Origin of the sequence: Mitsuaria sp. GD03876 (assembly GCF_029840635.1) — a bacterium.
Taxonomy (GTDB): domain Bacteria; phylum Pseudomonadota; class Gammaproteobacteria; order Burkholderiales; family Burkholderiaceae_C; genus Roseateles.
Genome location: NZ_JAOCCU010000045.1, coordinates 23694 through 50662, shown reverse-complemented (window position 1 = coordinate 50662; position 26969 = coordinate 23694). Strand labels below are relative to the sequence as shown.

Annotated in this window: 23 protein-coding genes; 17 read left to right on the top strand and 6 right to left on the bottom strand. The window is 71.7% G+C overall.

What is annotated here, in order from left to right; all coding sequences use genetic code 11:
* Window positions 1-2: 2 nt before the first annotated feature.
* Together N5D62_RS22820 and N5D62_RS22815 are read left to right on the top strand one after the other, a co-directional pair.
* Entirely contained in the window at window positions 3-1700 is a 1698-nt protein-coding gene (locus N5D62_RS22820; RefSeq protein WP_279760215.1) for an NAD+ synthase, read from the top strand.
* Window positions 1701-1773: 73 nt separating this feature from the next.
* Window positions 1774-2799, top strand: a complete 1026-nt coding sequence (locus N5D62_RS22815; RefSeq protein ID WP_279760213.1) for an NUDIX domain-containing protein — start codon at window positions 1774-1776, stop codon at window positions 2797-2799.
* Window positions 2800-2826: 27 nt separating this feature from the next.
* Here N5D62_RS22815 and N5D62_RS22810 read toward each other — a convergent pair whose 3' ends face one another.
* Window positions 2827-4116 carry a 4-hydroxybenzoate 3-monooxygenase gene (locus tag N5D62_RS22810; RefSeq protein WP_279760220.1) on the bottom strand — a complete coding sequence of 430 codons (1290 nt, stop codon included), beginning with the start codon at window positions 4114-4116 and terminating at the stop codon, window positions 2827-2829.
* A 123-nt stretch (window positions 4117-4239) separates the two neighbouring features.
* Here N5D62_RS22810 and N5D62_RS22805 point away from each other — a divergent pair, with 123 nt between their 5' ends.
* Window positions 4240-5169 carry a helix-turn-helix domain-containing protein gene (locus N5D62_RS22805; RefSeq protein ID WP_279760212.1) on the top strand — a complete coding sequence of 310 codons (930 nt, stop codon included), beginning with the start codon at window positions 4240-4242 and terminating at the stop codon, window positions 5167-5169.
* Between the two features lie 43 nt (window positions 5170-5212).
* Here N5D62_RS22805 and N5D62_RS22800 read toward each other — a convergent pair whose 3' ends face one another.
* Complete coding sequence (locus N5D62_RS22800) at window positions 5213-5680, bottom strand: nuclear transport factor 2 family protein (RefSeq protein ID WP_279760211.1); 468 nt, start codon at window positions 5678-5680, stop codon at window positions 5213-5215.
* Window positions 5681-5771: 91 nt separating this feature from the next.
* Here N5D62_RS22800 and N5D62_RS22795 point away from each other — a divergent pair, with 91 nt between their 5' ends.
* Window positions 5772-6362, top strand: coding sequence for a helix-turn-helix domain containing protein (locus N5D62_RS22795; RefSeq protein WP_279760209.1), 591 nt, complete (start codon window positions 5772-5774; stop codon window positions 6360-6362).
* On the opposite strand, the gene N5D62_RS22790 is transcribed toward N5D62_RS22795, so the two are convergent.
* Window positions 6346-7902, bottom strand: coding sequence for a PLP-dependent aminotransferase family protein (locus tag N5D62_RS22790; RefSeq protein WP_279760207.1), 1557 nt, complete (start codon window positions 7900-7902; stop codon window positions 6346-6348). The two genes, N5D62_RS22795 and N5D62_RS22790, sit on opposite strands and share 17 nt — an antisense overlap.
* Window positions 7903-8051: 149 nt before the next feature.
* On the opposite strand from N5D62_RS22790, the gene N5D62_RS22785 reads away from it, so the two are divergent.
* The 4 genes from N5D62_RS22785 (at window position 8052) to N5D62_RS22770 (ending at window position 10548) form a co-directional block, all read left to right on the top strand.
* The gene (locus N5D62_RS22785; RefSeq protein WP_347881831.1) at window positions 8052-8579 is read left to right on the top strand and encodes a GNAT family N-acetyltransferase; all 528 of its coding nucleotides are present in this window, start codon (window positions 8052-8054) and stop codon (window positions 8577-8579) included.
* A complete protein-coding gene (locus N5D62_RS22780; RefSeq protein WP_279760205.1) occupies window positions 8576-9205 on the top strand; it encodes an NAD(P)H-dependent oxidoreductase in 630 nt (209 codons plus the stop codon). Before N5D62_RS22785 ends, N5D62_RS22780 begins: the two co-directional genes overlap by 4 nt.
* Window positions 9206-9277: 72 nt before the next feature.
* Window positions 9278-10003, top strand: coding sequence for an NAD(P)-dependent oxidoreductase (locus N5D62_RS22775; protein WP_279760203.1), 726 nt, complete (start codon window positions 9278-9280; stop codon window positions 10001-10003).
* 29 nt (window positions 10004-10032) lie between these two features.
* Complete coding sequence (locus N5D62_RS22770) at window positions 10033-10548, top strand: Rrf2 family transcriptional regulator (RefSeq protein ID WP_279760201.1); 516 nt, start codon at window positions 10033-10035, stop codon at window positions 10546-10548.
* Between the two features lie 112 nt (window positions 10549-10660).
* On the opposite strand, the gene N5D62_RS22765 is transcribed toward N5D62_RS22770, so the two are convergent.
* Entirely contained in the window at window positions 10661-11884 is a 1224-nt protein-coding gene (locus tag N5D62_RS22765; protein WP_279760200.1) for an NAD(P)/FAD-dependent oxidoreductase, read from the bottom strand.
* Window positions 11885-12180: 296 nt separating this feature from the next.
* On the opposite strand from N5D62_RS22765, the gene N5D62_RS22760 reads away from it, so the two are divergent.
* On the top strand, window positions 12181-13410 hold the full coding sequence (locus tag N5D62_RS22760; RefSeq protein ID WP_279760199.1) for an aminotransferase class V-fold PLP-dependent enzyme: 1230 nt from the start codon (window positions 12181-12183) through the stop codon (window positions 13408-13410).
* A 91-nt stretch (window positions 13411-13501) separates the two neighbouring features.
* On the opposite strand, the gene N5D62_RS22755 is transcribed toward N5D62_RS22760, so the two are convergent.
* Both N5D62_RS22755 and N5D62_RS22750 read right to left on the bottom strand, forming a co-directional pair.
* Window positions 13502-14491, bottom strand: coding sequence for a D-2-hydroxyacid dehydrogenase (locus tag N5D62_RS22755; protein ID WP_279760198.1), 990 nt, complete (start codon window positions 14489-14491; stop codon window positions 13502-13504).
* Window positions 14488-15666, bottom strand: a complete 1179-nt coding sequence (locus tag N5D62_RS22750) for a mandelate racemase/muconate lactonizing enzyme family protein (RefSeq protein WP_279760197.1) — start codon at window positions 15664-15666, stop codon at window positions 14488-14490. The genes N5D62_RS22755 and N5D62_RS22750 overlap by 4 nt, the downstream gene beginning before the upstream one ends.
* Before the next feature lie 151 nt (window positions 15667-15817).
* Between N5D62_RS22750 and N5D62_RS22745 the strand changes: the two genes are divergently transcribed.
* The 8 genes from N5D62_RS22745 to N5D62_RS22710 all read left to right on the top strand — a co-directional run bounded on the left by N5D62_RS22745 (window position 15818) and on the right by N5D62_RS22710 (window position 26898).
* Entirely contained in the window at window positions 15818-16405 is a 588-nt protein-coding gene (locus N5D62_RS22745; RefSeq protein WP_279760195.1) for a MarR family winged helix-turn-helix transcriptional regulator, read from the top strand.
* A gap of 245 nt (window positions 16406-16650) precedes the next feature.
* Complete coding sequence (locus N5D62_RS22740; protein WP_279760193.1) at window positions 16651-18360, top strand: hypothetical protein; 1710 nt, start codon at window positions 16651-16653, stop codon at window positions 18358-18360.
* Window positions 18357-19949: a hypothetical protein gene (locus tag N5D62_RS22735; protein WP_279760192.1), complete on the top strand. Its 1593-nt coding sequence runs from the start codon at window positions 18357-18359 to the stop codon at window positions 19947-19949. Before N5D62_RS22740 ends, N5D62_RS22735 begins: the two co-directional genes overlap by 4 nt.
* A 225-nt stretch (window positions 19950-20174) precedes the next feature.
* The gene (locus tag N5D62_RS22730; protein ID WP_279760190.1) at window positions 20175-22475 is read left to right on the top strand and encodes a TonB-dependent receptor; all 2301 of its coding nucleotides are present in this window, start codon (window positions 20175-20177) and stop codon (window positions 22473-22475) included.
* 17 nt (window positions 22476-22492) lie between these two features.
* Window positions 22493-24034 (top strand): hypothetical protein, encoded by a 1542-nt coding sequence (locus N5D62_RS22725; RefSeq protein WP_279760189.1) that lies wholly within the window; start codon window positions 22493-22495, stop codon window positions 24032-24034.
* Window positions 24031-25359: an MFS transporter gene (locus N5D62_RS22720; RefSeq protein WP_279760187.1), complete on the top strand. Its 1329-nt coding sequence runs from the start codon at window positions 24031-24033 to the stop codon at window positions 25357-25359. Before N5D62_RS22725 ends, N5D62_RS22720 begins: the two co-directional genes overlap by 4 nt.
* Window positions 25360-25420: 61 nt before the next feature.
* Window positions 25421-26278, top strand: a complete 858-nt coding sequence (locus N5D62_RS22715; protein WP_279760186.1) for a PAS domain-containing protein — start codon at window positions 25421-25423, stop codon at window positions 26276-26278.
* Between the two features lie 134 nt (window positions 26279-26412).
* Window positions 26413-26898: a RidA family protein gene (locus N5D62_RS22710; RefSeq protein WP_279760185.1), complete on the top strand. Its 486-nt coding sequence runs from the start codon at window positions 26413-26415 to the stop codon at window positions 26896-26898.
* The last annotated feature ends 71 nt before the right edge of the window (window positions 26899-26969 follow it).

Genomic DNA, 26969 nt, shown 5'->3' with positions numbered 1-26969 from the left:
AGATCACATTGGCCCAGATCAACCCGACCATCGGCGACCTGGACGGCAACCTCGCGCTGCACCTCGACGCCGCGCGTCGCGCCCGCCACGACGGCGCCGACCTGGTCGTCTTCCCCGAGCTGTCGCTGACCGGCTACTACCCCGCCGACCTGCTCGACGAGGAACGCTTCCGCGACCGCCTCGATCGCGCGATGTCCGCGCTGCTCGCCGCCACCCGCGAGGTCGCCGGCCTGCACTGGGTCGTCGGCGTCCCCACCCGCAACCCGGGTCCCGGCAAGCCCTACCGCAACTCGCTGCTGGTGATCCGCGACGGCGAGATCCTGCTCGACTATCACAAGCAGCTCCTCCCCACCTACAACGTCTTCGACGAGCGCCGCCACTTCGAGCCCGGCCCGGACGTCGCCCGCGTGCTGCGCATCGGCGGCGCGCAGGTCGGTTTCATGATCTGCGAGGACGGCTGGAACGACGACGGCAAGGACTACCTGGTCAACCCCTTCCAGCGCCTGGCCGATGCCGCGCCCGACCTGGTCGTGTCGATCAACGCCAGCCCCAGCAACGTCGGCAAGCGGGAACAACGCCATGCGGTCTTCCGCGCCGCCTGCTGGCGCCACCGCCTGCCGCTGGTCTTCGTGAACCAGGTCGGCGGCCACGACCAGCTGGTCTACGACGGCGCCTCCTTCGCGATCGAGCCGGAACCGGGCGTCGTCTTCGAGGCCGGCCGCTTCGATCAGGACGTGGTCACGCTGCGTTTCGAGACCGACCGCGGGACCTTCGCCGCGCGCGACGGCGGCCCGCTGCCGCCGGCCAGCCCGGGCCTGGACACGATGGCCTTCTACCGCCGGCAGATCGTGCTCGGCCTGCGCGACTACGCACGCCGCTGCGGTTTCGACCGCGTCGTGGTCGGCTGCTCCGGCGGCATCGACTCGGCGCTGACGCTGGCCCTGGCGGTCGAGGCGCTCGGCGCCGACCGGGTCGCGGCGATCACGATGCCGTCGCGCTTCTCCTCGACCGGCAGCGTCGAGGACTCGAAGGCGCTGTGCGCCAACCTGGGCATCGCGCTTGACGTCTGCCCGATCGAGGACATCGTCCGCCAGGTCGGCGACACGATGGCGGCCAGCACGCTGGCCTTGCGCCCGGCCGGCCTCGCGCTGGAGAACCTGCAGGCCCGCGTGCGCGGGACGCTGCTGATGACGGTGTCCAACGCGCGCGGCCACCTGCTGCTGACGACCGGCAACAAGAGCGAGATCGCGGTCGGCTACTGCACGCTCTACGGCGACACCAACGGCGGGCTCGGGCTGATCGGCGACCTCTACAAGACCGAGGTCTTCGCGCTGAGCCGCCACCTCAACGAGGCCGCCGGCCGCGAACTCATCCCCGCCGCGATCCTCGACAAGCCGCCGAGCGCCGAGCTCGCGCCGGACCAGCGCGACACCGACAGCCTGCCGCCCTACGAGGTGCTGGACGAGGTGCTGAAGGTGCTGGTCGAGGGCGAACGGCTCGCCGCGGACGAGCATGTCGCCGCCGAGGCCGCGGTGGCGGCGCTGCGCGCGAGCGACGAAGGTCAGGCGCTGATCGCGCGGATCACGGGCATGATCGCGCGCAACGAATACAAGCGCCGCCAGGCCCCGCCGATCGTGCGGCTGCGCGCCCGCGCCTTCGGCAGCGGGCGGCAACTGCCGATCGCCGCCGTGCACGGCTGACCCCATCGTCGGCCCCGTCGCCGACGCACTCGCCGGCGCCGCCGCCGGCCTCCTCGATCAGGAAGGACCTCGCATGACCCGCAAGACCGTCGCCGTCGTCGTCGGCCGTTGGCAACTGGTGCACCTCGGCCAGGAGGCGCTGTTCCAGGCGGCCTTCGGCCTGGCCGACGAGGTGATCGCGGTGCTGGGCTCGTCGCACAAGGCGCGCGACCCGCGCAACCCGTTCGTGCACGAGGAGCGCCGCCAGATGCTGATGGCCCACCTGACCGAGGACCAGCGCGCGCGGCTGCACGTGCTGCCGGTGCGGGACTACTTCGACGACAAGCGCTGGAACGCCGCGGTGACGATGGGCGTCAACGCGCTGGCGGGCGAGGGCGCGGACATCGTGCTGGTGGGACATCAGAAGGACCACACCAGCTACTACCTGAACAACTTCCCGCGCTGGCGCCAGCAGCTGGTGAACCGGCTGGCCGACGTCGACGCGACGGCGATGCGGCAGGTGTTCTTCGAGGCTGACGACCCGGACGCGGCGCTGACGGTGATGTCGCCCTACGTCAGCGCGCCGGTGCGGGCGTGGCTGCAGGCGTGGAGCCGGCTGCCGGAGTACCGCCGGCGCAAGGCCGAGCACGCCGCCATCGCGAACTATCGGAAGAAGTACACGGCAGTCGCCTACATGACCGGCGACGCGGTGGTCACGGCCGGCGACCACGTGCTGCTGGTGCGGCGAAAGGGGCCGTTCGGCGAGGACTTGTGGGCGGTGCCCGGCGGCCACCTGGACCGCGGCGAGAAGCTGGTGGCCTGCGCGATCCGCGAGCTGATCGAGGAGACGCGCTTCCCGCTGCTGCCCGCGTCGATCCTGGCGGCGCTGCACGGCGTGGCGACCTTCGAGGACCCGCTGCGCAGCGCGCGCGGGCGGCTGATCACGATGGCGCACCACTTCAAGTTCGGCGACATGGCCACGCTGCCGGAGGTCGTCGGCAGCGACGACGTCAAGGAGGCCCGCTGGTTCCACCGGGACGAGCTCGCGGCGATGGAGTCGGCGATGTTCGAGGACCACTTCGTGATCCTCGATCACTTCCTCGGGTTGATCGAGGACTGAGCGTCGCAGGGCGCCGGGCGGCGTCCATTACAACGGCAGCCCGACGTAGTTCTCGGCCAGCACGCGCCGGGCCGCGTCCGAGCCGAGCACGTAATCGAGCTCGGCCGCCTGCAGCCGCGCCTGGAAGGCCGGCTCCTGGTCGAAGTTGTGCATCAGGCTGGTCAGCCACCAGGAGAAGCGCTCGGCCTTCCAGACCCGGGCCAGGCAGCGCGCGGAGTAGTGGTCCAGGCCGGCGTCGCTGCGCTCGCGGTAGTGCTCGATGAACGCCTGCGACAGGTAGCGGACGTCGGAGGCCGCGAGGTTGAGCCCCTTAGCGCCCGTCGGCGGCACGATGTGCGCGGCATCGCCGGCCAGGAACAGCCGCCCGAATCGCATCGGCTCCGCGACGAAGCTGCGCAGCGGCGCGATGCTCTTCTCCAGGGAGGGGCCGGTCACCAGCGCGGCGGCGGCTTCGGGATCGAGGCGCGCCCGCAGTTCGTCCCAGAAGCGCGCGTCGCTCCAGTCCTCGACGCGCTCGCCGGCCGGGACCTGCAGGTAGTAGCGGCTGCGCGTGGCCGAACGCATGCTGCACAGGCTGAAGCCGCGCGCGTGCCGCGTGTAGATCAGCTCGTGCGAGACCGGCGGCGTGTCGCTCAGCAGGCCGAGCCAGCCGAAGGGATAGACCTTCTCGAAGACGCTGATCGCGCCGGCCGGGACGCTGGCGCGGCAGACGCCGTGGAAGCCGTCGCAGCCGGCGATGAAGTCGGCCTGGATTTCGACGGCCTCGCCGTTCACCGTACAGGTGGCGCGCGGCAGCCTCCCGCTAGTCCCGCTAGTCCCGCTAGTCCCGCTAGTCCCGCTAGTCCCACCGGTCCCACCGGTCCCGTCGGTCCCGCCAGTGCCGCCGGCGCCGCCAGGGCCGCCAGGGCCGACGGTGCCGTCGAAGCCCTCTATGCGCACGTCGGCGGCTTCGTAGAGCGTCGTGAGTCCCTCGGCCGCGCGAGCGGCCATCAAGTCGCGCGTGACTTCGGTCTGGCCGTAGACCAGCACGGTCTTGCCGCTGGCGAGCGCGCGCAGGTCGACGCGATGGCGCACCCCATCGACGGTCAGCGCGAAGCCGTCGTGGACCAGGCCCTCGGCATGCATCCGGGCACCGACGCCGGCTTCGTCCATCAGGTCCGCGGTGCCCTGCTCGAGCACGCCGGCGCGGATCCGCGACAGCACGTGCTCGCCGCTCTGGCGTTCGACGATGACGGTGTCGATCCCGTGGCGATGCAGCAGTTGGCCGAGCAGCAGGCCGGACGGTCCGGCGCCGACGATGAGCACCTGGGTGCGCAGTTTCTTCATGGGGGGCCGCCCTCGGTCGAGGCACTCGTGTTGTCTCCGATGGTCCGAAGGCTACGGCTGGCCCCGCTCGCGGTGAATGGACGAGTCCGTCCTCGACTTGCACAATCCGAACCCATGACCCAAGACGATCCCGCCGCCGGATCCGAAGCTCGATCCCGTCGCCGCAAGGAAGCGACGCCCGTCTATGCGCTCTATGGCGAGGACGGCCGCTCGCCGGCGCTGGACGGCCTGCACCTGGAGTCGATCGCCGACCGGAGCCGCTTGCACAATTGGGAGATCCAGCCGCACCGGCACGGCGCGCTGGTCCAGCTGCTGCTGATCGAGCGCGGCCGCGTCACCGTCCGCATGGACGAGACCGAGTGCGTGCTGCGCGCCCCTGCGCTGGTCTGGGTGCCGGCGCTGGCGGTGCACGGTTTCCGCTTCGCGCCGGAAACCGAGGGACTGGTCGTCACGCTGGACCAGGCGCGGCTGTGCGCCCTGCTGGACCACCTGCCCGATCTGCTGGAGAGCCTGGCCGAGCCGAGGCTGGTCGTCCTCGATCGCGGCGCGACGGTCACGCGCGCGCTGTTCGCCGTCGGCCATGCGCTGAGGGAGGACTACGCGAGTGCCGGCGCCTGGCGCGGTCCGGCGCTCGATCACGCGGTGGCCTTGCTGGCGACGCAGGCAGCGCGCTTCGGCGCCGCTGAACCCGCCCACCATCCCGCCGGCGAGGGCCGATCGCTGCAGCACCTCGCGCGCTACCGCGAGCAGGTCGAGCGCCACTACCGCCACCAGCCGCCGGTGGCGGAGCTGGCCGCGCCGCTGGGCATCACGCCGACGCAGCTGAACCGGCTCTGCCGCCGCCACCTGCAGTGCTCCGCGCTGGCGGTGCTGCACCAGCGGGTGCTGCTCGAGGCCAAGCGCGAGCTCGGCTACACCAACCTGATGGTCCGCCAGATCGCGGATGGCCTCGGCTTCGCCGATCCGGCCTACTTCACGCGCTTCTTCCTGCGGCACACCGGCCAGTCGCCGAGCGCGTGGCGCGAGCAGGGCGCCGGCCGCTGAGCCGCGGGACACCGGCCATTCGCCGACGTCCCGCCCCCGTGGCTCACAAACCCAGGTCGCTCAACCCCGGATGGTCGTCCGGCCGGCGGCCCTGCGGCCAGTGGAACTTGCGGTCCGCGGCCTTGATCGGCTGGTCGTTGATGCTCGCGTGGCGATGCGTCATCAGGCCGTGCTCGTCGAACTGCCAGTTCTCGTTGCCGTGGCTGCGGTACCAGTTGCCGGCGTCGTCATGCCATTCGTAGGCGAAGCGCACGGCGATGCGGTTGCCGTCGAAGGCCCACAGCTCCTTGATCAGCCGGTAGTCCAGTTCCCGCACCCACTTGCGCTCCAGGAAGGCCTGCGCCTCGGCCCGGCCGCGCGGGAACTCGGCCCGGTTGCGCCACTGCGTGTCGACGCTGTAGGCCAGCACGATGCGCGCGGGGTCGCGGCTGTTCCAGGCGTCCTCGGCCAGGCGGATCTTCTGGATCGCGGTCTCGCGGGTGAACGGGGGCAGGGGCGGGCGGGTGTCCATGGGGTCGGTCCTTGTCGGTCGGTGAATGTAGACAGGTCTGTCTACGTGCCGCATTCTGGCGAAGGTAGACAGGTCTGTCTACAATGACCGCATGAACGACACCGACGCCAGCATGGACATCGGCGAGCTGCCTGCCCGCGACCGCATCCTGCGCACCGCGCACGACCTGTTCTACGCCGAGGGCATCCGCGCGACGGGCATCGATCGCGTGATCGCCGCGTCCGGCGTCACCAAGGTCACCTTCTACCGGCACTTCCCGAGCAAGAACGACCTGATCCTGGCCTACCTGGCGCTGCGGCATGAGCGGTGGATGACGTGGTTCACCGGCGCGCTCGAGCGCCACGGCGGCGCGGCGCAGGGCGCCGGGGCGCTGGCACCGGCGTTGGCGGAGTGGTTCGACGGCCAGGCGCTCGGCGAGTTCCGCGGCTGCGCGTTCCTCAACGGCGTCGGCGAGATGGGGCCGGCGCTGCCGGAGGTGATCGCCGTCACGCGGCGCCACAAGGAGGACATGACCGAGGCGATCGCGGCGCTGCTGCCGGCGTCGCGGCAACGGCGCAAGGTGGCCGCCGCATTGGCGGTCGCCGTCGATGGCGCGATCGTCCAGGCGCAGTTCGCGGACGATCCGGCGCCGGTGGTGAAGGGTCTTCAGCTGATCGCCGAGCGGCTCACCGAGACGGCCTGACCGGCCTGACGGGCTTGAGCGGCTTGAGCTTGAGCGCCGCCACCAGGCGCCTCACCGCGTCGGTGGCCGCCTCCGGCGACTCGAGGTTGGTGAAGCTGGCCAGCAGCGCCGGCGCATGGCGTCCGAGCTGGCTCCAGTCCGACAGTGCGTGCACGGCGAGGCCAGCGTCGCGCGCCTGGCGGGCGAGGGCGGTGTCGTCGGCACCGGCGGGCAGCGCGATCGTGACGTGCATGCCGCCGCGATGCTGCTGGCAGGACAGCCCGAGGCGCGCATGCGGCTTTAGCGCTTCCAGGAGCCAGTCGCGTCGATGACCGTAGAGCGCGCGCATGCGCTTGATGTGGCGCGCGAAATGGCCCTGCTCGATGAAGTCGGCGACGACCTCCTGCATCAGCGACGGGCAGCCGCCGGCCGGCGCGCGACGCGCGGCGCGTTCGAAGGTCTCCACCAGCGCCGGCGGCACCACGACATAGGCGAGCCGCAGCCCCGGATAGAGCACCTTGCTCAGCGTGCCGGCGTACAGGACGCGCCCCTGCCGGTCCAGGCTCTTGAGCGCCGGCAGCGGATGGCCGTGATAGCGGTACTCGCCGTCGTAGTCGTCCTCGAAGATCCACGCGTCCCGCGCCGCGGCCCAGTCCAGCAGCGCCAGCCGACGCTGCAGGCCGAGCGACACGCCGGTGGGGCTCTGGTGGGACGGTGTCACGACGGCCAGCCGGGCGGCGGACGCGGTCGGCGCCAGCGTGGCGATGTCGAGGCCCTCGCCGTCGATCAGAACCGGCACCGGCGAGATGCCCTGGCGTCGCAGCAGGTGAGCGGTGGGCGGATAGCCGGGGTCCTCGACGATCGCGGTGTCGCCGCGCGCCAGCAACGCGTCGACGGCGAGCGCGAGGCCGGGCTCGTAGCCCGGAACGACGAACACTTGGCGGGCCGTCGCCTCGACGCCGCGCGAGCGATGCAGGTAGACCACCAGCGCCTCGCGCAGGCGAGGCAGTCCGAACGGATCGGGCTTCATCAGGCTGTCCATGCGCCGCGCGTGATGCGCGACGAGGCGCGCCCAGACCTTGCGTGGAAAGGCATCCAGTGCGGGCACGCCCAGTTGGAAGGGCAGCGGTGCGGGACCGGCGCCATCGAGCTGGACGGCGGGCTGCTCCGGCGACGTGGTTCCCGAGGTCGATGGCGAGGTGGCCGGACGGGCGCGGCGCGCCGAAGCCGACACGGCGGTGACATCGGGTGAGGCCTTCTCCGCCGCGATGCCGGCGGCCGGTGCCGGAACCGTGCTCGCGGAGGGTTGCGGCAGACGGTCCGCGACGAAGGTCCCCGCCGTCCCGCGCGCGTGCAGGTAGCCCTCGCCGATGAGGCGGTCATAGGCGGCCTCGACGGTGCCGCGGGCCACGCCGAGCTCCACGGCCAGCGCCCGCAACGACGGCGCGCGCGAGCCGGGCGCCATCCGGCCGTCGGCGATCAGGGCGCGGAACCGCGCGCAGATCTGGTCGTGCAGCGTCTGCGCGGCGATGTCTTTGCGGGTGTCGGTGGCGCGTGTCATGGACCTCGAACGGGACGGCTCCGGCGCCGAACGAGCGGGATTCTGGCACCGCCGATCCCGGGTGGGGACGCCCAGGACGGCGCGCTCCAGGCCGCGCGAACTGTCCCAATGATTTGGTCGAAAAGTGGACCTGTCGAATAGGCCAGCGGATGCGCACACTGCGCCGCATGCCATCGACCGCCACCGCCTCCCTGCCGCCCACGACTGCCTCGACGCCGAGTGATCCGGCTCGTCGCCACCCCCGGGCGCCGCTCGAGTTCCTGCACGCGGAAACGATCGACGAGATCCGCGCCTGCCATCCCGTCATGCTGCAGTTGCGCCCGCTGCTGACCAGCGTCGACGAGTTCGTCCGGCTGGTCGTGAAGCAGCGCGAGCAGGGATACCGGCTCCTGATGGCCGTGGCCGACGGGGTGCCCGTCGCGCTCGCCGGGTATCGCGGCCTGGACAACCTCATCCACGGCCACTTCCTCTATGTCGACGACCTGGTGACGTCGAGCGACGGACGCGGGCAGGGCATCGGGGAGCAACTCCTGGTCGCGCTGCGCCGGATCGCCGTCGAAGAGGGCTGCGCGCGGCTGGTCCTCGACACCGCGCTGGCCAACTGCCTGGCGCAGCGTTTCTATTTCCGCTCGGGCCTGTTGGCGCGAGGCCTCCATTTCTCCATGGATCTGACATGAAGCCGTTTGAAGTCCTGTTCCTCGAATGCAGTCCGCGCGCCGACGGCGCGAGCGCGCGACTCGGTGCCCACCTGCTCGCCGCGCTGCGCGAGCGCCATGGCGACGCGCTGACGGTGACCCGGCGTCCGATCGGCGTCGAGCCGCCGCCGCCGATCTCAGCCGCTTATGCGGAATCGGTGCTGCACCCCGGCGAGGACGCGGCGCGCCGTTTCGGGGAGGCCCTGGCGATCTCGGACGAGTTGATCGCCGAACTGGTACGGGCGGACCTGGTGCTGATCGCATCGCCGGTGCACAACTTCGGCATCCCGGCGGCGCTCAAGTGCTGGATCGACTGGGTCGTTCGGCGCGACGCCACGTTCCGCGCGACCCCGACGGGCAAGGTCGGCCTGCTGAAGGACCGTCCGGTGCTGGTGGCCGTGACCTCGGGCGGAAGGATGTTCGTCGAGGAAGGGCGGCAGCCCGATTTCTTCCGTCCCTACCTGAAGGCGGCGTTCGGCGTCATCGGGATCACCGATCTGACCTTCGTCCCCGCCACGGGGCTGGCCTTCGATGCCGATCCGCTGGCGGCGATCGATGCCGCCGCCGACGCGGCGGCACCGATGCTGGCCGGGGCGATGCCGGCATGAGCGGCGCGCTCCTCTGACGCCGGGCCCGGTGCCTCCCTATTGCCGGCGAGTCCGGCCCTTCCACGACTCCAGATGACGAAGAACGTTTTCCTGGCCGGCGCGACCGGCGCCATCGGCCGTCCGCTCGTGCGACTGCTGGTCCGCGACGGCTGCCGGGTCTTCGGCCTCACGCGATCTCCAGATCGCGCGGCCGACCTGTGGCGCGCCGGCGCGATTCCGGTGATCGCGGATGTCTTCGACGCGGCGGCGCTCACCGCCGCGATGCGGGCGATCAAGCCCGACGTCGTCGTGCATCAGCTCACCGACCTGCCCGCCAACCTCGATCCGTCGGCGATGGCCGAGGCCGTCCAGCGCAACGCCCGCATCCGCCGCGAGGGCTCCGCCCACCTCGTTGCCGCGGCCAACGCGGCGGGCGTGCGGCACCTCGTCGCGCAGAGCATCGCCTGGGCCTATGCGCCGGGCGGCGAGCCGTGGGACGAGGAGGCGCCGCTCGACGCGCACGCGCAGGGCGCGCGCTCGATCAGCGTGGGCGGCGTGATCGCGCTGGAGCGCTGCGTGCTCAAGGACACGGCGGGCGCGGGTTGCGTGCTGCGCTACGGCCAGCTCTACGGGCCGGGAACCGGCAGCGAATCCCCGCGGGACAAGGCCATGCCGCTGCACGTCGAGGCGGCGGCCTGGGCCGCGCTGCTGGCGGTGCGGCAGGGCGGCACGGGGGCGTTCAACGTGGCCGAGCCCAATCCCTCCCTGGTGGTGGAACGCATCCGCGCGCTGGGCTGGTCGCCTGACCTACGGCTCTAAACTGCGCCTTCCCCACTCCGAGTCCTGACATGTCCTTCATCGGCACCGGCGTCGAGTACGGCCTTCATTGCCTCCTGCACCTGGTCGACGAGTCCGACGAGGGCGCCCACGCCGGCGTGCGCGCGCTGGCGGAGCTGCAGGGCGTCTCCGGCGAGTACCTGGCCAAGCTGTTCACCAAGCTGGCGAAGGCGGAACTGGTGGTCGCGGCGGAAGGTGCCGGCGGCGGTTACCGCCTCGCGCGGCCGGCGGACCGGATCACGGTGCATGACGTCGTCGTGGCGATCGAAGGCGACAAGTCGTTCTTCGATTGCCGCGAGATCCGCTCGCGCTGCGCCGTCTTCGACGACCGCCCGCCCGGCTGGGCCACGCGGGGCGTGTGCTCGATCCATGCCGTGATGCAGACCGCCGAGAAGGCGATGCGGGACGAACTCAAGCGCCACACGCTGGCCGACCTGGCCGAACGCACCGACAAGAAGGCGCCTGCCGCCTACAAGGGCCAGGTCGTGGCTTGGCTGTCCGATCGCGCCGCCTCGCGGCGCTCCTGAGCCCGATTCCATCTCCGGCACCGGCAGCGCAGCCGGAAGCCAGGAGCCGGAAGCGACTCGGCCCCGGACGACCGCGAGGTCCTCCGGGGCCGAATGCTTCCTGCCTGTCCGATCAGGCGACGACGATGCGGCGGGGATCCGCCAGTGCCAGGATCTCCGCGCGATCGGCGCGTGGCGGATAGATCCACTCGGTGTTGATCTTCGTTTTCAGCGCCTTGGCTTCCGCGCCGGACAGCTTCACCTCGCGGTCCCAGCCTTCGGTGTAGACGGCCCCCCAAGGACCGAGGTCCAGGCAGGTGACGTACTTCGGCTGGCGGTACGGGATCGTCGGCTCGCCGAGCAGGTCCGCCGCGACGTTATGGCCGGCGGAGCGGCCGAGGTTCATCGCATGCTGGCAGGACATCTTGGCGAAGTTGCCGTCGTCGTCGGTGGCGGCGTAGGCCACGTCGCCGGTGGCATAGACGTCCTCGACGCCGATGACCTTCAGGGTCGCGTCCACATGGAGGCGTCCGAGGGCGCAGCGTTCGCCGGGAATCTGCTCGGTCAGCCTGCTGGCGCGCGCGCCGGCGGTCCAGATGACGGTGCCGGCCTCGAGGCGCTCGCCGTTGTCCAGCGTCACGCCGTGTTCGTCGATGGCGGCGACGCCGACGCCCAGCTGCCAGGTGACGCCGAGCTCGGCCAGCGCCTGCGCGATCACCGGCCGCGGTCCCGGGCCGAGGTCCGGGCCGATCTCGGCGTTGCGCTCAACCACGATGACCGAGACCTCGGCGTCCTCGCCCAGCGCCTCGCGCAGGCGCGCGGGCATCTCGGCGGCCGTCTCGATGCCGGTGAAACCGCCGCCCGCGACGATCACCGTGTTCCGCGCCCGCGTCGCCGGCCGCATGGCCAGGCCGTTCAGATGGACCTCCAGCATCGCCGCGTCGGCGATCTGGTCGACGTTGAAGGCGTATTCGTCCAGGCCGGGAATCGGCGGCGCGAACAGCCGGCTGCCGGTGGCGAGCACCAGGCGGTCGTAGCCGAGCGTGTGGACCGGCGCGTCGCTGCCGGCACCTTCGCCGGTGCCGACGTAGGTGACCTCGTGGGCATCCACATCGATGTGCCGCACCAGGCCGTGGACGAAGCGGACATCGACCGCCGCGAAGATGTCCTGCAGCGGCGCCTTCATGCCTTCCGGGTGCTTCTCGTAAAGCCGGGGCCGGACATGCAGTTCCGGCGCGGGGGCGATCAGCACCAGTTCCACGTCGTCGCGGCCGACTTCGGCCAGCAGCCGCGCCGAGGCCAGCGCGCTCCACATGCCGGCAAAGCCGGCGCCGATCACAAGAATGCGTTTGCGCATGTCGAGAAACTCCTCGTACTTCAGGGATGCAAAGAAGGGACCGCTCGCGAACGCCGCGAGGGTGGGGGGCAGGGCGCGCCGATTGACGGTTCGTACGCCTGACTCGGAGTCTATGAGTCGTAGTTGAGCGATCGAACGCCGGGAGGCACTGGCTCAGCGGGAAAGCCGGAAACTGTCCCAGCGCGTGCGTGAACGCGGCCTGGTTCTGATAGAGTTCAACGATACGTTGATGGTGGAAACGAATTGTGCATCAATCATGCGCGACGGCCGCCCGACGGACGCGAGGAGCGGGTCCGATGAACAGACGCGAGATGTTGGCGGCGGCCGCGGTGCTGCCCGGGGCGATGGCGGAGGGCGCTCGCGCGGCCGTCGAGGCGCCCCGCCCCGGCCTGCCGGCGAAGGCGGAGTTCCCGCTCGGCACGGCCTGCTACCTGGATGCCGGCTCGATGCACCCGATCGGCTGCGGCGCGCGCGAGGCGCTCGAGCGCTACCAGCGCTACCGCGGCTTCGGCTCGGACGCGCCGCCGCGCAAGGGCTTCGACGAGGACGAGGTGCGCGCCAAGTTCGCGCGCCTCATCAATGCAGACGCGGACGAGATCGCCTTCGTCCAGAGCACCACCGCCGGAGAGAACCTGATCCTGCAGGCGCTCGGTCTGCCGGCCAAGGGCGCCCACGTCGTCACCGACACGCTGCACTTCTTCGGCTCCCTGCCGATCTACGCCGAGCTGGAGAAGGCCGGCGTCGAGGTCACCTGGATCGCGCCCCGCGACGGACGCATCGCGCTGGACGACATCGAGCGCGCCGTGCGCAAGGGCACGCGGCTGGTGGCGCTGTCGCAGGTCTCGACGATCAACGGCTTCGAGCACGACCTGCGGCGCGTCTGCGAGATCGCGCATGCCCAGGGCGCGCTCGTGTATGCGGACATCGTGCACGCGGCCGGCTGCATCCCGGTCGACGTGCATGCCAGCGGCGTCGACTTCGCCGCCTGCGCCAGCTACAAGTGGCTGATGGGCGACTTCGGGCTGGGCTTCCTGTACGTCCGCAAGGACCGGCAGGCGATGCTGCGTCCGCCGTCCATGGGGTATCACCAGATCCGGTCGTTCACGCCGCACTACCTGCCGTTCGATCCGCCCGGGCCGGGCGTGGTCGAGTACACGCGCTTCGACGGCGCCATCGGCCTCTTCGGCCAGGGCACGTTCTCGTTCGGCGTCGCGGCGATGCTCAACCACTCGCTCGACTACCTGCAGGCGATCGGGGTGCCGGCCATCCAGGCGCACGCGCAGACGCTCACCGATCGGCTCAAGCAGGAACTGCCGCGGCGCGGGTATCCGGTCTTCACGCCGCAGGAGGCTCGCACGCCGATGGTCGCCGGCCTGCTGCCCAACGCGCGGCAGGCGCTGGGGCCGGTGTTGAGCGAGGCGAAGGTCCGCATCACGCTCTCGGCGAATCGCTTCCGGGTCTCCGTGTCGGTGTTCAACGACCAGGACGACATCGACCGCCTGCTGGCCGCGCTGCCGCGGCGCTGAAGGCCGGTGGCGGCGGGGCCGCTCGCCGTCACTGCGCGAATACTCGGTTGCTCGTCCGCCGGTCCACCCGTCCGCCCGTCCGCCTGGCGCCTCAGCGGGCGTTCTCGAGCGACCGTCCCGCCAGGAAGTTCCCCAGGTTGCGGACGAACAGCCGCAGCTCCCGGGCGGCGTTGCCGCGCGACGCGGCGGCGTTGTGCGGCGAGATCCACACGTTGGGCAGCGACCAGAACGGCGAATCCGCCGCGAGCGGCTCCTGCTCGAACACGTCGAGGTAGGCCGCGCCGACGCGGCCGGTCGTCAGCGCGTCGCGCAGGGCCGGCTCGTCGATGACCGCGCCGCGGCTGACGTTGACGATGCCCGCGCCCATCGGCAGCGAGGCCAGCATCGTCCGGTCCACCAGGCCGCGGGTGAGGTCCGACAGCGGGCAGCACACGATCAGCCAGTCCGCGGTGCCGATGACGCCGGCCAGCTCGCCGAACGCGATCGTCCGGTCGACGCCGTCCGCGGGCTGGGCCCGGCTGCGCACGCCGGTGACATGCAGGCCGACCGCGCGCAGCAGCCGCGCGATCTCCAGCCCGATCGGCCCCAGCCCGATCACCACCGCATGCTGGCCGGGGAGGTCGCGGGGCAGCCGGTCCGGCGGGATCCGCGACCATTCGCGCCGCTGCTGGGCCGCGGTCCAGTGGCCGAAGCCGCGCGACAGCGCCATCACCGCGGCGACCGCGCTGTGCGCCACCGGCTGCGCCGCGATGCCCGAGCCGGTGGTGAAGAGCACGCCGCGCCGGCGCACCGGCTCGTACATCGGCAGCTCGGTGCCGGCCGACATGACATGCAGCCAGCGCAGCGCGGGGCAGTCCTGCAGCAGCGCGAAGAAGCGCCGCGAGGCCGGGCCCGTCGGCGAGCCGCCTTCGAGCAGGTCCAGCGTGTACCAGGCCACCTGGACGTCCTCCAGCAGCGTGGGCACGTGCGCCACGTCCTCCGGCGTCACCAGGCGCAGCGTCTCGCCCTCGGCATGCGCCGCGAAGCGCAGCGCGTCCGCGTGCTCGCGGGCCCGGGCGGCGCTCAGCAGCAGCGAGATCATGCGACCTCCACCGCGTGCACGCGCAGCGCGGATTCGTCGGGCTCGATGCCCCAGCCGGGGCCGGCGGGCACCAGCAGCTCGCCATCGACGACCTGCAGCCGCTGATGGAACATCGCCGCCACCCACGGCGGCGTGTCGACGTCCAGCTCCATCAGGTGGAAGTTCGGCGCGATCGCCCCCAGGTGCGCCGCCATCGCGGTCGCCAGCGGGCTGCTGAACACATGGGTGTTGAGGTTGACGTCGTGCGCGCCGGCCAGCGCCGCGATGCGGACCGCCTCGCCCAGGCCCGCCCACATGACGTCGACGATCGCGTAGTCCACCGCCTGCGCCGTCAGGTAGGGCAGCACCTGGCGCCGGTGGACCAGCGTCTCCAGCGAGGCGATCGGCGTGCGCGTCGCCTGGCGCAGCGCGGCCAGCGCGGCGGGATCGGGCAGGTCCGTCTCCAGCCAGGCGAGCGCCATCGGCTCCAGCGCCTGCGCGATGCGCCGCACGCCCGACGGCTTGAAGTTGAAGTTGAGATCCAGCGCCAGCCCGAACGCCGGTCCCGCCGCCGCCCGCAGCGCGCCCATCTGGGCCGCGATGGCCTGGAGCAAGGCGCCGTCCAGGTTCAGTCCCGGCCCGCCGGCGTCGCGGCCGAAGCCCGGCATGTACAGCCGCGGCGCCGCGTCGCCGAACAGCATCACGTTGGTCTTCAAGGTCCGGTAGCCGCGGTCCCGCGCCTCGTCGAGCATCGCGGCCAGGTCGTCGAGCGTGCGCAGCGGCTCCCGCCCCAGTTGGTGCGCGGCCCGGACCCGGTGCATGCCGAAGTGCGACCAGTACGCCGGCAGCCGGTCGCGGACGGCGCCGCCGAACAGCTCATGCACCGGCACGTCCAGCGCCTTGGCCTTCAGGTCGAGGCAGGCGTTCTCGATCGCCGCCGCCGCCTGGGCATTGAGCCCACCGCTGGCGCTCCGGGTTTGCGCTTCGAGCCGCTGCGACAGCCGCGCCGTGTCGCGTGGATCCGTGCCGACCAGGCCAGCCGCCATCCGCGCGATCAGCTCGCCGACGCCGGCGCCGCCCAGCAGCTCGCTGTACTCCGACCAGCCGGCGAGCCCGCCGTCCCCGGTGACCTTCAGGAAGCAGAGCGGCCTGAGGCCGCCCTCCGCGCGGAATTGCTCGACTTGGACGATCTTCATGGCGCGGATGCTTTCGCATAACCGTTGTGATGTCAACGGTAATGGCGAGCATGGCGCTGGATCGACACGTCCGCCCAGGTGTCGCACCGTTGTCACGTCATCGGTGATTGCCAGGGAGCGGAAAGGCGGGAGGTCGTGCTTTACTTCCCGCATGACGACCGCCTCCGACACCCCCCAATCCCCCGAATCCGGCCCGATCACCGTGCCGGACAGCTGGCGCGACCCGACGCCCGACGGCCAGACGCTGGCGATGGTGGACTTCCCCGGCGTGCTGCTGGTCGGCGCCACGACGCTGATCCAGCGGCACCTGACCCGGCCGGCGCTGGAGCCGCACGAGCTCGGCGTGCCGGAATGGCGGCTGCTGGCCTTCCTGCATGAGAACGGCCGCAGCGTGGCCGGCGAGATCGCCAGCCGGACCTGGATGGACAAGGCCCAGATCAGTCGCGTGCTGGATGCGCTGGTGGCGCGCGGCCTGGCGCGGCGCGAGGCGGATCCGCAGCATCGCCAGCGGCTGCTGGTCGAGCTGACGGCCAAGGGCCGCAAGGTGCATGCGCTGGCCTTCGAGGCCACGCGGCGCAAGCAGTCCGAACTGCTCGCCGCGCTGACGCTGTCCGAGCGCAAGGGGCTCTACACCGCGTTGAAGAAGCTGCAGGCCTTCGCGGAGGCCGCCGGCGCCGGCCTGCCCGACGAGGACGAGGCGCCCGCGCCCAAGGGCCGCCGGCGCAAGAGCGCCGCTTAGCGCGGAGTCGTGCCGGCGTTCGCGCCGCCGCCGTGGACCGCCCACCTCAGGCAAGGGGCGGACATTCCGGGCGATCTGCACTACGATACCGTAGACATATCAACGCTTTTCGGGTGAACCCCAGTACGGGGGAGGCGCCACCTCGCATAGATTCAACAACAAGTTGAACGTGGCAACTTAGTGTTGTTGTTCAGTGATCGAGCTTGCTCGTTGAATCGGAATCGAGGATGAAGATGCGGACTCGCATGGAAACGATGCGCGCGGCGCTCGCCGCGCTGGGCGCGGTGATGGCGCTGTGGACGGGAGGCGCCGCGCGCGCCGCGGAGCCCTTGCCGGCGATGACGGTCGTGCTGACGCCGGTGGCCGCCGGCGGGCGGATCGAGCGGCTCGAGGTCGACATGACGGTGCAGGCGCCGCGCGTGGCCGCCGGGCAGCCGCTGCTGCGGATGCCGACCTTCGTCGTCGGCGTGCCGACGGCGGCCTACGACGCCCGGGCGATCTCGGCGCGGGACGACCAGGGCGAGCTGCCGCTGACCATCGAGGACGAGCCGCCCACCCCCACCGGCCACTACCGCCGCTGGCTGCCGGCGCGCGCCACCTCGGGCGATGTGCGCCTGCGCTACGGCACGGCGCCGCGCGTCGTCGACGCGAAGACCCGCAACGGGCCGCTCTTCGACCTGCGCTCGGAGGCCGGCGGCGTGGTCGGCGCGGGGATCTACTTCCTCGCGCCTCCCGCGGGCGAGCAGCGCTACCGCCTGTCGCTGCGCTGGAACCTGGACCGGGTGCCGACGGGCTGGCGCGGCGTGTCGAGCTTCGGCGAAGGCCCGCGCACCGCCGAGGCCACCTCGGAGATGCTGGGCTTCAGCTACTTCGCGGCCGGCCCGGTGCGCAGCGAGCCCGCCGAGGTCGACACCGCCTTCGCGCTGTACTGGCTGGCGACACCGCCGTTCGACACGGCCGGCCTAGCCCGCGACATCCGCCAGCTCTACGACCACATGGCGCGCTTCTTCGACGACAGCGGCGCGCCGTACCGGATCTTCGTGCGCGGCAATCCGTATCCGGCCGGCGGCGGCACCGCCGGCAACCGCTCGTTCATGTTCGGCTACGGCGTCGGCGGGCAGACCAGCAGCGGGGACGACCTGCAGATGCTGCTGGCCCACGAGATCACGCACAACTGGCCGCGGATGAACGTCGGCGAGCACGGGGAGACGGCCTGGTACTCCGAGGGAACGGCCGAGTACTACTCGGTCCTGCTGGCGCGCCGCGCCGGCGTGATCGACCTGGCCAAGTTCCAGCGCGTGATCAACGAGCATGCGGCCGGCTACTACACCAACCCGTTCCTGGCGCTCAGCAACGTCGAGGTCGGCAAGCGCTTCTGGCAGGACGCGCGCGCGCAGCGCGTGCCCTACGGGCGCGGCTTCATGTACCTGGCGCGCGTCGACGCCCTGCTGCGCGCGAAGACCGCCGGACGGCAGAGCCTGGACGACCTGGTGCGCCAGGTGCTGCGGCGCCAGCGCGCCGGCGAGAAGGTCGGCAACCCGGAGTGGGTCGCGATGGTGACGGCGATCCTCGGCGATGACGCGCGCAAGGACTTCGACGCGATGGTGGCCGGCGAGCGGCTGGAGATTCCGCCCAACAGCTTCGGGCCGTGCTTCGCGCCGGCGGCGAAGCGGGAGGTGCCGTTCGACCTCGGCTTCGACGAGATGCGGCTGGCGTCGGTGAACGGGCTGCGGTCCGACAGCGGCGCTGCCCGCGCCGGGCTGGCCGACGGCGACGAGATCGTGCGGATGACGCCGATCCGGGAGGTCAAGAACGATCCGGCGAAGACGATCTCGGTGACCTACCGCCGTGGCGGCGAGGAACGCACGGTGTCCTTCCTGCCGCGCTCGGCGGGCGTGCCGTCCACCGAATGGCGTCGCGTCGAGGGCGTGGCGGACGCGGAGTGCAAGCTGTGACGCGCGCCGTCCTCCTTCGCTCCGAAGTGGCCGCCGCGGCCGCGGCCTTGAGCCTGTCGTTCGTCATCGCGGGCGCGGTGCCGGCCCAGGCCGCCTCGCCGGGGGCGACCGTTGCTCCCGCGGCGTCGACGGCGGCCCCATCGGCGCCTGGCCCATCGGCCCCGTTCGCGGCGGGCGCGTCCGCTCCACTCAAGGCCGCGCCGCTGCTGCCGGGGCCGATCGTGACGCGCCACGAGATGACGCTGCACGGCCGCACGCTGGCCTACGTGGCGACATTCACCGAGCTGCCGTTGCCCGAAGGCTCGGCGTCGCCGCTGGCGACGATCGCCGCGACCTCCTACGTCGTGCCGTCGGACGCGCCGTCGCGGCGGCCGGTGCTGGTGCTGTTCAACGGCGGACCGGGCGCGTCCTCGTCGCCGCTGCACTTCAATGCGCTGGGCCCGGTGCGCCTGATCGAGCGGACCGGCCGCGAGCCGGCGCGCCAGCTCGAACCCAATCCGGACACGCTGCTCGACGCGGCCGACCTGGTGTTCGTCGACCCCGTCGGCACCGGCTACAGCCGCGTGCTCAAGACCGACGCGCCGAGCCCCTACCTGGGCATCGACGGCGATGCGCGCGCGGCGCTGGCGATGATCCGCCACTGGCTGAAGGCGCAGGGGCGGGAGGACTCGCCGTTGTTCATCGGCGGCCAGAGCTACGGCGGCTTCCGCGTCGCCTCGCTGATGCGCCACGCCAAGGAGCTGCCGCGCCTGGACGGGCTGTTGCTGGTGTCGCCGCTGCTGGACATGAGCCTGTCCACGCCGGCGCCGGGCAACGAGCTGCTGTACGCGATGGACCTGCCGTCGATGGCGGTGGCCGCCTGGCGGCATGGCCGCGGCGATCGCCGCGCGCAGGGCGAGAGCGTCGGCGAGGTCTTCGACCGGGCGCGGGACTTCGTCCGGAGCGACTACCTGCCCGCCCTGATGGACGGCTCGCGCCTGGCGCCGGAGCGCCGCGACGCGCTGGCGGCGCGGATGAGCGCGCTGATCGGCCTGGACGTCGAGGACCTGAAGGCGCGGCGCCTGCGCGTGGACAGCGAATACTTCCTGACCCATGTGCTGAACGAGCCCGGACGCCGGCTCGGGCGGCTGGACACGCGGGTGACCGGCTCCAGCCTGCCGCCGCCGCCGGGCAAGCCGACCAACGACCCGTCGCTGCAGGCCGGCGGCGCGGGGCTCGGGCCGCTGGACGCGTACTTCCGGCAGACGCTGCGGGTGCCGGTCGACCGCAAGTACGTGACGCTGTCCTTCGACGTCAACGGACGCTGGAACTGGCACGACGTCGGCGGGCAGGAGACGCTCTACCTGAACCCGACGCGCCACATCGCCGACGTGATGCGGGAGCGGCCCGCGGTGCGGCTGCTCTACACCGGCGGCTACTTCGACATGGCCACCACCGTCGGGGCGGCGGAGTACGCGCTCGACCACGCCGGCCTGCCGATGGCGCGGGTGCGGATGGAGCGCTTCGCCTCGGCCCACTCGACCTACGACGACGACGCGAACCTGGCGCGGTTCTCGAAGGAGGTGCGCCGCTTCCTGCAGGAGCGCTGACCGCGTGGACGGCGGGTGACCGCCGGCGCGTGGCTGGTTGTCAACAGACTGTTGAATCAAACAACAAAGTTCTGGTTTCTTCCTAGTGGTCCCCGCTTGTTTTCGTCCAGGGCGCCGACCAGAATGTCAACAGATCGTCATATCGATCAACTGAATGTTGAATGAACGGTCGGCCTCCTCCACACCAGTGACAGGGTCCGCACGAGCGACCCACCGGGACAAATCATGCAGCCATCGAATCGCGCTCCTTCCGCCGCCCCCTCGCGCCCCGCGAGCTCGGGCCTCCGCCTCTCCCGCCTGGCCGGTGCCGCCCGCTGGGTCGCGCTGGGCGGCCTGGCCGCGCTGGGCGGCGGCGCCTACGCCGCCGAGGACGCGAAGCCCGAGGCCGAGACCCGCAAGCTCGACACCATCGTCGTGACCGCGCAGAAGCGCAGCGAGAGCCTGAAGGAGGTGCCGATGTCGGTCGAGGCGATCGACGCCGAGAAGCTCAGCGCGCAGGGCATGGTCAAGCTGTCGGACTTCTTCTCGCAGGTGCCGGGCCTGAGCTACAGCCCCGGCAGCATGAGCAGCGTGATCGTGATGCGGGGCATCGCCACCAACAGCGGCATCAACGTGCGGCCGACCTCCGGCGTGGTCATCGACGACGTGCCCTTCGGCTCCGCGACCAACACCGGCGTCGTGCCCGACCTCGATCCGTCGGACGTGCGCCAGATCGAGGTGCTGCGCGGCCCGCAGGGCACGCTGTATGGCGCCAGCAGCATGGGCGGCCTGCTCAAGTACAACATGACCGATCCCGACACGCGCCGCGCGACGCGCCGTGTCGAGGCCGGGCTGAGCAGCGTCGCGGACGGCGGCAACGGCTTCACCACGCGCTTCGCGATCAACCAGCCGGTCACCGACGAGATCGCGGTGCGGCTGAGCGCCTTCAAGCGCCGCGATCCGCGCTACGTGCACAACCTGCATTCCGACGAGGACAACGCCGCCGACGTCTTCGGTGGCCGGATCGCCGCGATCTGGAAGATCACGCCGGCGCTGACGGTGCGCGCCTCGTCGCTGCTGCAGGACACGCGCAGCGACGGCGGCACCTCGGTCGATGTCGGCTACGACCTGCAGCCCCGGATCGGCGAGGGCACCCACGACCGGATGGTGGGCGCCGACAGCTTCCACGGCCGCAGCCGCGTCAGCTCGATCAAGGTGACGGCGGACCTCGGCTTCGGCACGCTCGACGCGATCACCGGCTACAACCAGAGCCGCCAGGCGGCGGTGCAGGACGCGTCGTACACCGCCATCGGCGCGGTGGCGCCCGGCATCAACGCCGGCCTGAAGCTGGGCCTGGCCAATCCCGGCGTGGCCATCCGCAACGAGTTCGAGAGCAACACCAAGACGCAGGAAGTCCGGCTGGCCTCGCGCGACGACGCGCGGCTGCAGTGGCTGGTGGGCGCCTTCTACAGCCTGGAGCACGTGAACAGCACCCAGAACTTCTTCCTGGCCGAGAAGCTGGTGCCGCGGATCATCGAGAACCCCGCGCTGCTGATCGCGATGAACGAGAGCCGGTACCGCTCTCGGGCGCTGTTCGGCGACGCCACCTACCGCTTCACCGACCGCTTCGACCTGCAGTTCGGCGCGCGGCTGGCCCGCGGCCGCAACCGCAACACCGCCAACAACGGCGGCGCGCTGACGCCGGCGGCCACGACGCTCAGCGGCAACGACGACAAGGACACGACCTACCTGTTCTCGCCGCGCTACCGGATCGACAAGAACCTGATGACCTACTTCCGCGCGGCCTCGGGCTTCCGCGCCGGCGGCAGCAACGGCGTGATCCCGGGCTCCAACATCCCGCCGACCTTCAAGTCCGACAAGCTCAACAGCTACGAGTTGGGCCTCAAGGGCACCTTCCTCGACCAGCGCCTGAGCCTGGACGGCGCGCTGTACCGCATCGACTGGAGCGACCTGCAGGTCAGCCAGGTGGACACGACCTTCGGCGGCTCCTACACGACCAACGCGGGCAAGGCGCGCGCGCAGGGCCTGGAGCTGAGCGCCGCCTGGGTGCCCGACGCGGACTGGAAGCTGACGGCGACCTACGCCTTCAACGACGCCAAGCTGACCACCGACATCCCCGGCTTCGTCGAGGGGCAGGCCGCCTACGGGCCCCGCGGCGCGCGCCTGCCGTATTCGGCGCGCCAGACCCTGGGCGCGACCGCGACCCGCTTCTTCAGCCTGAGCGACGGGATGGACCTGTTCGTCGGCGCCAACGTGAACCGCGTCGGCGCGCGGGAGATGGAATTCGTCCAGTCCAGCACGCTGCCGCGCATCCACCTGCCGGGCTACACGCTGTGGGGGCTCAACGCGGGCTTGCAGGGGTCGCACTGGACGCTGACCATGTATGTGCGCAACCTGACCAACGAAGCCGCCTGGCTGACCGCCGCGCGCCGCGCGCCGTCGCTGGCCAGCGGCACGTCCGCGACGCTGGGCGCGACGCCGGTGCAGCCCCGCACCGTCGGCGTGACGCTGACCTGGGATCTTTGAGCGAGGACCCGCCCACCATGTTCCGACGTCTCCTGAAACGACGCCTGCCGATGCTGGCCGCCGAGGGCGTGCTGGCCGGCGCGATCGCCGGTGTGCTGGCGATGCTGCTCGCCGCGGCCTCGTCGCCGGCCTTCGCGGCCGGGCCCGAGGTGATCAGCCGCACCCAGCACGAAGGCCGCTTCGGCGGCCGCGCCGTGCGCTACACCGCGCTGGTCGAGCGCACCGCGATCGCGCTGCCGTCGCCGGGGCCGTCGGGGCAGGTCGTGTCGACCGCCTACCTGGCCGACCGCGTCGACGGCGCCGCCGGCGATCCGGCGCGCCGCCCGGTGCTGTTCCTGTTCAACGGCGGTCCGATCGTGCCGTCGGTCTACCTGCACATGATGGCCTTCGGGCCGCGGCGCGTGGCGGTGCCCGACGACCTGGGCGCCGACCCGGCCGGCTTCCGCCTGGTCGACAACCCGGACACCGTGCTCGACCGGGCCGACCTGGTGTTCTTCGATCCGGTCGGGACCGGCTACAGCCGCGCGACGCCGCCGAGCACTCCGCGGGACTTCTTCTCGGTCGACGCCGACGCGCAGGAGTTCGTCGCCTTCGCGCGGCAGTGGGCGGCGGCGCATGGGCGCGAGGCGTCGCCGAAGTTCCTCTTCGGCGAGAGCTACGGCACCGTGCGCGCGGCCGCGGTCGCGCGCCGGCTGGCCACCGGCACGCCGGCGCTGCGGCTGGACGGCGTGTTCCTGTTCGGGCAGGGGCTGAACATCGTCGAGACCGTGCAGCGGCCGGCCAACCTGATGAGCTACGTCGTCTCGCTGCCGACGCTGGCGGCGCTGGGCTGGCACCACGGCAAGGTGCGTCGGGAAGGGCGCTCGTTCGAGGCCTTCGTGGACGAGGCCCGGCGCTTCGCGCGCGACGAGTACCTGCCGGCGCTCTACCTCGGCCAGGCGCTGCCGGCGTCGCGCCGCCAGGCGCTGGCGCGGCGGCTGGAGGCGCTCACCGGCTTGCCGGCCGCGCGTTTCGAGGCGCTCGACCTGCGCGTGTCCAAGATGCGTTATCGCGCCGAGCTGCTCGCGGACCGGGGCCTGGTGCTGGGCATGTACGACGGCCGCTACACCGCGCCCGCCGCGGCCTCGGGGCCGCTGCCGGACGGCTCCGAGGTGCTGTTCAAGGCCGCGCACGCCGCCTTCGCCGAGCACGCGAAGCAGTCGCTCGGGCTGGACCTGACGGAGCCCTACATCACGGACTCGGCGGTCAAGTCCTTCAGCGACTGGCAATGGGGCGGCAGCGCGCCTTTCGACGACTGGCCCTTCATGGCCTGGATGCGGGAAGCGATGGAGAAGAACCCGCGGCTGCGCCTGGTGCTGGGCAACGGCTACGCGGACACGCTGACGACGGTGGGCGCCGCCGAGCAGGCGGTGGCGCAGGCCGGCTGGCCCAGGGACCGCCTGACGCAGCATTACTACGAGGGCGGGCACATGGCCTACTCGATCGAACGCAGCCTGCGCGCGCTGATGACGGACGTGCGCGCGATGCTCGATGCCGCCGACAAGGACCCGTCCCCATGACCCCGATCGTCCATGCGAGCGCGCCTCCCGTCCGCCGCCTGACCGACGCGCCGGCCTTCTACGCCGCGCTGATCTTCGGCGCGATGACGCTGAACTACCTGGACCGCTCCATCCTCTCGGTGCTGATCATTCCGATGAAGCCCGAGCTGCAGCTGACCGACACCGACATCGGCTGGCTGCTGGGCTTCGGATTCGCGCTGGTGTACGCGGTGCTCGGCATCCCGCTGGCGCGGCTGGCCGACCGGGTCGGGCGGCCGCTGGTGGTCGGCTCCGGCATGGTGGTCTGGAGCGCCGCGACCGTCGCCTGCGGCTTCGCCGGCGCGTTCGCGCCGCTGCTGATGGCGCGGATCGGCGTCGGCATCGGCGAGGCCGCCGGCACCGCGCCGGCGCTGGCGCTGGTCGGCGACCAGTACCCGAAGGCGCGCCGGCCCTTCATCCTGGGCCTGGTCAACGCCGGCGCGTCGCTCGGCACCTCGCTGGGCCTGGCGCTGGGCGGATGGATCGCCCACCTGCATGGCTGGCGCACCGCCTTCATCTGCGCCGGCGTGCCGGGCCTGCTGCTGGGCCTGCTGATCGTGGCGACGCTGCGCGAGCGCCGGCTCGGCGAAGGCGGCGTGCTGGCGGCCGCCGCGCCGGCGCGGCCGGCGGCGATGCCTTCGGCCTGGGAGTCGGCGCGTTTCGTGGCGCGGCAGCGCTCGATCCTGCTGACGCTGGCGGGCAGCGTGTTCGTCGGCCTGATCCTGATGGCGCTGATCGCCTGGTCGCCGAGCTACTTCGCCCGCGTGCACGGCGTGGAGCTGTCCCGCATCGGCTACACGCTCGGGCTGATCAAGGGATTCGCCGGCGTCGGCGGCGCGCTGGCCGGCGGTTGGCTGACCTCGCGCCTGGCGCGCCGCGACGACCGCTGGCAGTCGTGGACGCCGGCGGCGGCGCTGCTGTTGCTGGGGCCGGTCTTCGCGCTGTTCCTGACCGCGACGCAGGCGACGGTGGCCTTCGCCGCTCTGGGCATCGGCATGTTCCTGCTGTCGGCGACGCTGGGGCCGATCTACGCGATCTACCAGTGCACCGCGCCGTCGCTGCTGCGCTCGCAGGTCTGCGCGCTGCACGTGCTGGTGGCCAGCCTCGGCCTGGGCTGCGGTCCGCTGATCGTGGGCACGCTCAACGAGTCGCTCTTCGCCGCCCGCGGCGCGCTGGCGCTGCAGTCCTCGCTGTGGGTGCTGGTGCCGGCGGCGCTGGCCGCGGGGGCCTGCCTGATGGGCGCGTCGCGTTTCCTGCTGGCCGACATCGCGCGCGCCGGCCGGCACGACGCGCGGGGTTCCGCCTGAGGTCCGTGGCGGGAGGGCTCAGGCAGAATCGCCGCTCGCCACCCTAGGGACACCGGAACCGATGACGAAGAAGCGCAAGGCCCTGCCGACGGTCGACCACATCCAGCCCGACTCGCTGTCGCGCGAGATCGTCGCGGAGCGCGACACGGTGATGAAGGCGCTGCCGCCGGTGGTCCGGATGCTGGGCACCATCGTCGGGCCCAACATCGAGATCGTGCTGCACGACCTGATGAGGCCGGAGCACTCGATCGTGGCGATCGCCAACGGGCACATCTCCAACCGGACGGTGGGCAGCTCCATCATCGCGGGCCCGAAGGGCGACAAGGCCTTCGTCGAGACCAAGAAGCAGCTGACCGAGCGCGGCGAGGCGGAGCACTCGATCATCGACAACTACGCCACCGAGACCGACGGCGGACTGCGGCTGCGCTCGTCGACGGTGGTGTTCCGCGACGCCAACGGCGATCCGTTCGCGGCGCTGTGCCTGAACGCGGACATGACGATGTTCCAGGCGGCGCATCACTGGCTGGGGCAGTTCCTGGCGCCGCTGGCGCAGCAGGACGAAGGCGTCGCCGCGCCGCGCCCGGCGATGGACACGCTGATGGCCGAGATCATCGACGAGGCGGTCCGGCGGCTGGGCAAGCCGGTCAGCCTGATGAACAAGGAAGAGAAGACGCAAGCGGTGCAGGCGATGCTCAAGCGCGGCCTGTTCATCGTGAAGGGCGGCGTGGAGCGCGCGGCCGCGGCGCTCGGGGTGTCGCGCTTCACGGTCTACAACTACCTCGAGGCGATCCGCCAGCGCGACGGCGATGGCGCCGAGACCGCCCCGTCGACGCCGGAGCCCGCGCCCGCCGCGTCGAAAGCCAAGCCCCGCGCGGCCAAGGCCGGCCCCGCGCCGGCGGCGCGCCGCAAGTCCTCCTGATCCCGCGCGGCGGATCGCGCCGCCCGAGGGTTTGTCTGCACGTCGAAGCGCCTGCGGGCGCGTCTATGTTCAACACTCTGTTCATACAATGACAATGTGTTGAAAACGGAGGCGCCGTCCGGCGGCGCGCGGACATGTCCCTGATCGAACAACGTCTGGCCGAACGCGGCCTGTCGCTTCCCGCCCCGATCCAGTCGCCGCCCGGCGCGCTGCCGTTCCCGTTCGTGCGGGTGCAGGGATCGCGGGTGCTGATCTCCGGCCACGGACCGCTGCAGCCGGACGGCACGGTGGCGGGGCCGCTGGGCAAGGTCGGCGCGGAGCTGACGGTGGCGCAGGGTTACCGCGCCGCCGAGCTGGCCGGCCTGGCGATCCTGGGCAGCCTGAAGCGGGCGCTGGGGGACCTGGACCGCATCCAGGCCTGGTCGCGGGTGTTCGGCATGGTGAATTCCGCGCCGGGCTTCCATCAGCAGCCGGCGGTGATCAACGGCTTCTCCCACTTGATCCTCGAACTCTTCGGCCCGGAACGCGGCAGCCATGCGCGCAGCGCCGTCGGCATGGCGGAACTCCCCTTCAACATCCCGGTGGAAATCGAGGGCGAACTGCTGCTGCGCGACGCCTAGCGCTCGTCGACACCGCGCGCGATCCACCGCGCGGACGCGTTCCGGCGAGGGGGTGTGCCTCATTCCGTGGC

What these genes read in the sequence shown, in the direction of transcription:
- N5D62_RS22815 (WP_279760213.1), top strand. Translation starts at nt 1,774, where the DNA reads ATGACCCGCAAGACCGTCGCCGTCGTCGTCGGCCGTTGGCAACTGGTG.
- N5D62_RS22805 (WP_279760212.1), top strand. Translation starts at nt 4,240, where the DNA reads ATGACCCAAGACGATCCCGCCGCCGGATCCGAAGCTCGATCCCGTCGC.
- N5D62_RS22800 (WP_279760211.1), bottom strand. Translation starts at nt 5,680, where the DNA reads ATGGACACCCGCCCGCCCCTGCCCCCGTTCACCCGCGAGACCGCGATC.
- N5D62_RS22795 (WP_279760209.1), top strand. Translation starts at nt 5,772, where the DNA reads ATGAACGACACCGACGCCAGCATGGACATCGGCGAGCTGCCTGCCCGC.
- N5D62_RS22790 (WP_279760207.1), bottom strand. Translation starts at nt 7,902, where the DNA reads ATGACACGCGCCACCGACACCCGCAAAGACATCGCCGCGCAGACGCTG.
- N5D62_RS22785 (WP_347881831.1), top strand. Translation starts at nt 8,052, where the DNA reads ATGCGCACACTGCGCCGCATGCCATCGACCGCCACCGCCTCCCTGCCG.
- N5D62_RS22780 (WP_279760205.1), top strand. Translation starts at nt 8,576, where the DNA reads ATGAAGCCGTTTGAAGTCCTGTTCCTCGAATGCAGTCCGCGCGCCGAC.
- N5D62_RS22775 (WP_279760203.1), top strand. Translation starts at nt 9,278, where the DNA reads ATGACGAAGAACGTTTTCCTGGCCGGCGCGACCGGCGCCATCGGCCGT.
- N5D62_RS22770 (WP_279760201.1), top strand. Translation starts at nt 10,033, where the DNA reads ATGTCCTTCATCGGCACCGGCGTCGAGTACGGCCTTCATTGCCTCCTG.
- N5D62_RS22765 (WP_279760200.1), bottom strand. Translation starts at nt 11,884, where the DNA reads ATGCGCAAACGCATTCTTGTGATCGGCGCCGGCTTTGCCGGCATGTGG.
- N5D62_RS22760 (WP_279760199.1), top strand. Translation starts at nt 12,181, where the DNA reads ATGAACAGACGCGAGATGTTGGCGGCGGCCGCGGTGCTGCCCGGGGCG.
- N5D62_RS22755 (WP_279760198.1), bottom strand. Translation starts at nt 14,491, where the DNA reads ATGATCTCGCTGCTGCTGAGCGCCGCCCGGGCCCGCGAGCACGCGGAC.
- N5D62_RS22750 (WP_279760197.1), bottom strand. Translation starts at nt 15,666, where the DNA reads ATGAAGATCGTCCAAGTCGAGCAATTCCGCGCGGAGGGCGGCCTCAGG.
- N5D62_RS22745 (WP_279760195.1), top strand. Translation starts at nt 15,818, where the DNA reads ATGACGACCGCCTCCGACACCCCCCAATCCCCCGAATCCGGCCCGATC.
- N5D62_RS22740 (WP_279760193.1), top strand. Translation starts at nt 16,651, where the DNA reads ATGGAAACGATGCGCGCGGCGCTCGCCGCGCTGGGCGCGGTGATGGCG.
- N5D62_RS22730 (WP_279760190.1), top strand. Translation starts at nt 20,175, where the DNA reads ATGCAGCCATCGAATCGCGCTCCTTCCGCCGCCCCCTCGCGCCCCGCG.
- N5D62_RS22725 (WP_279760189.1), top strand. Translation starts at nt 22,493, where the DNA reads ATGTTCCGACGTCTCCTGAAACGACGCCTGCCGATGCTGGCCGCCGAG.
- N5D62_RS22720 (WP_279760187.1), top strand. Translation starts at nt 24,031, where the DNA reads ATGACCCCGATCGTCCATGCGAGCGCGCCTCCCGTCCGCCGCCTGACC.
- N5D62_RS22715 (WP_279760186.1), top strand. Translation starts at nt 25,421, where the DNA reads ATGACGAAGAAGCGCAAGGCCCTGCCGACGGTCGACCACATCCAGCCC.
- N5D62_RS22710 (WP_279760185.1), top strand. Translation starts at nt 26,413, where the DNA reads ATGTCCCTGATCGAACAACGTCTGGCCGAACGCGGCCTGTCGCTTCCC.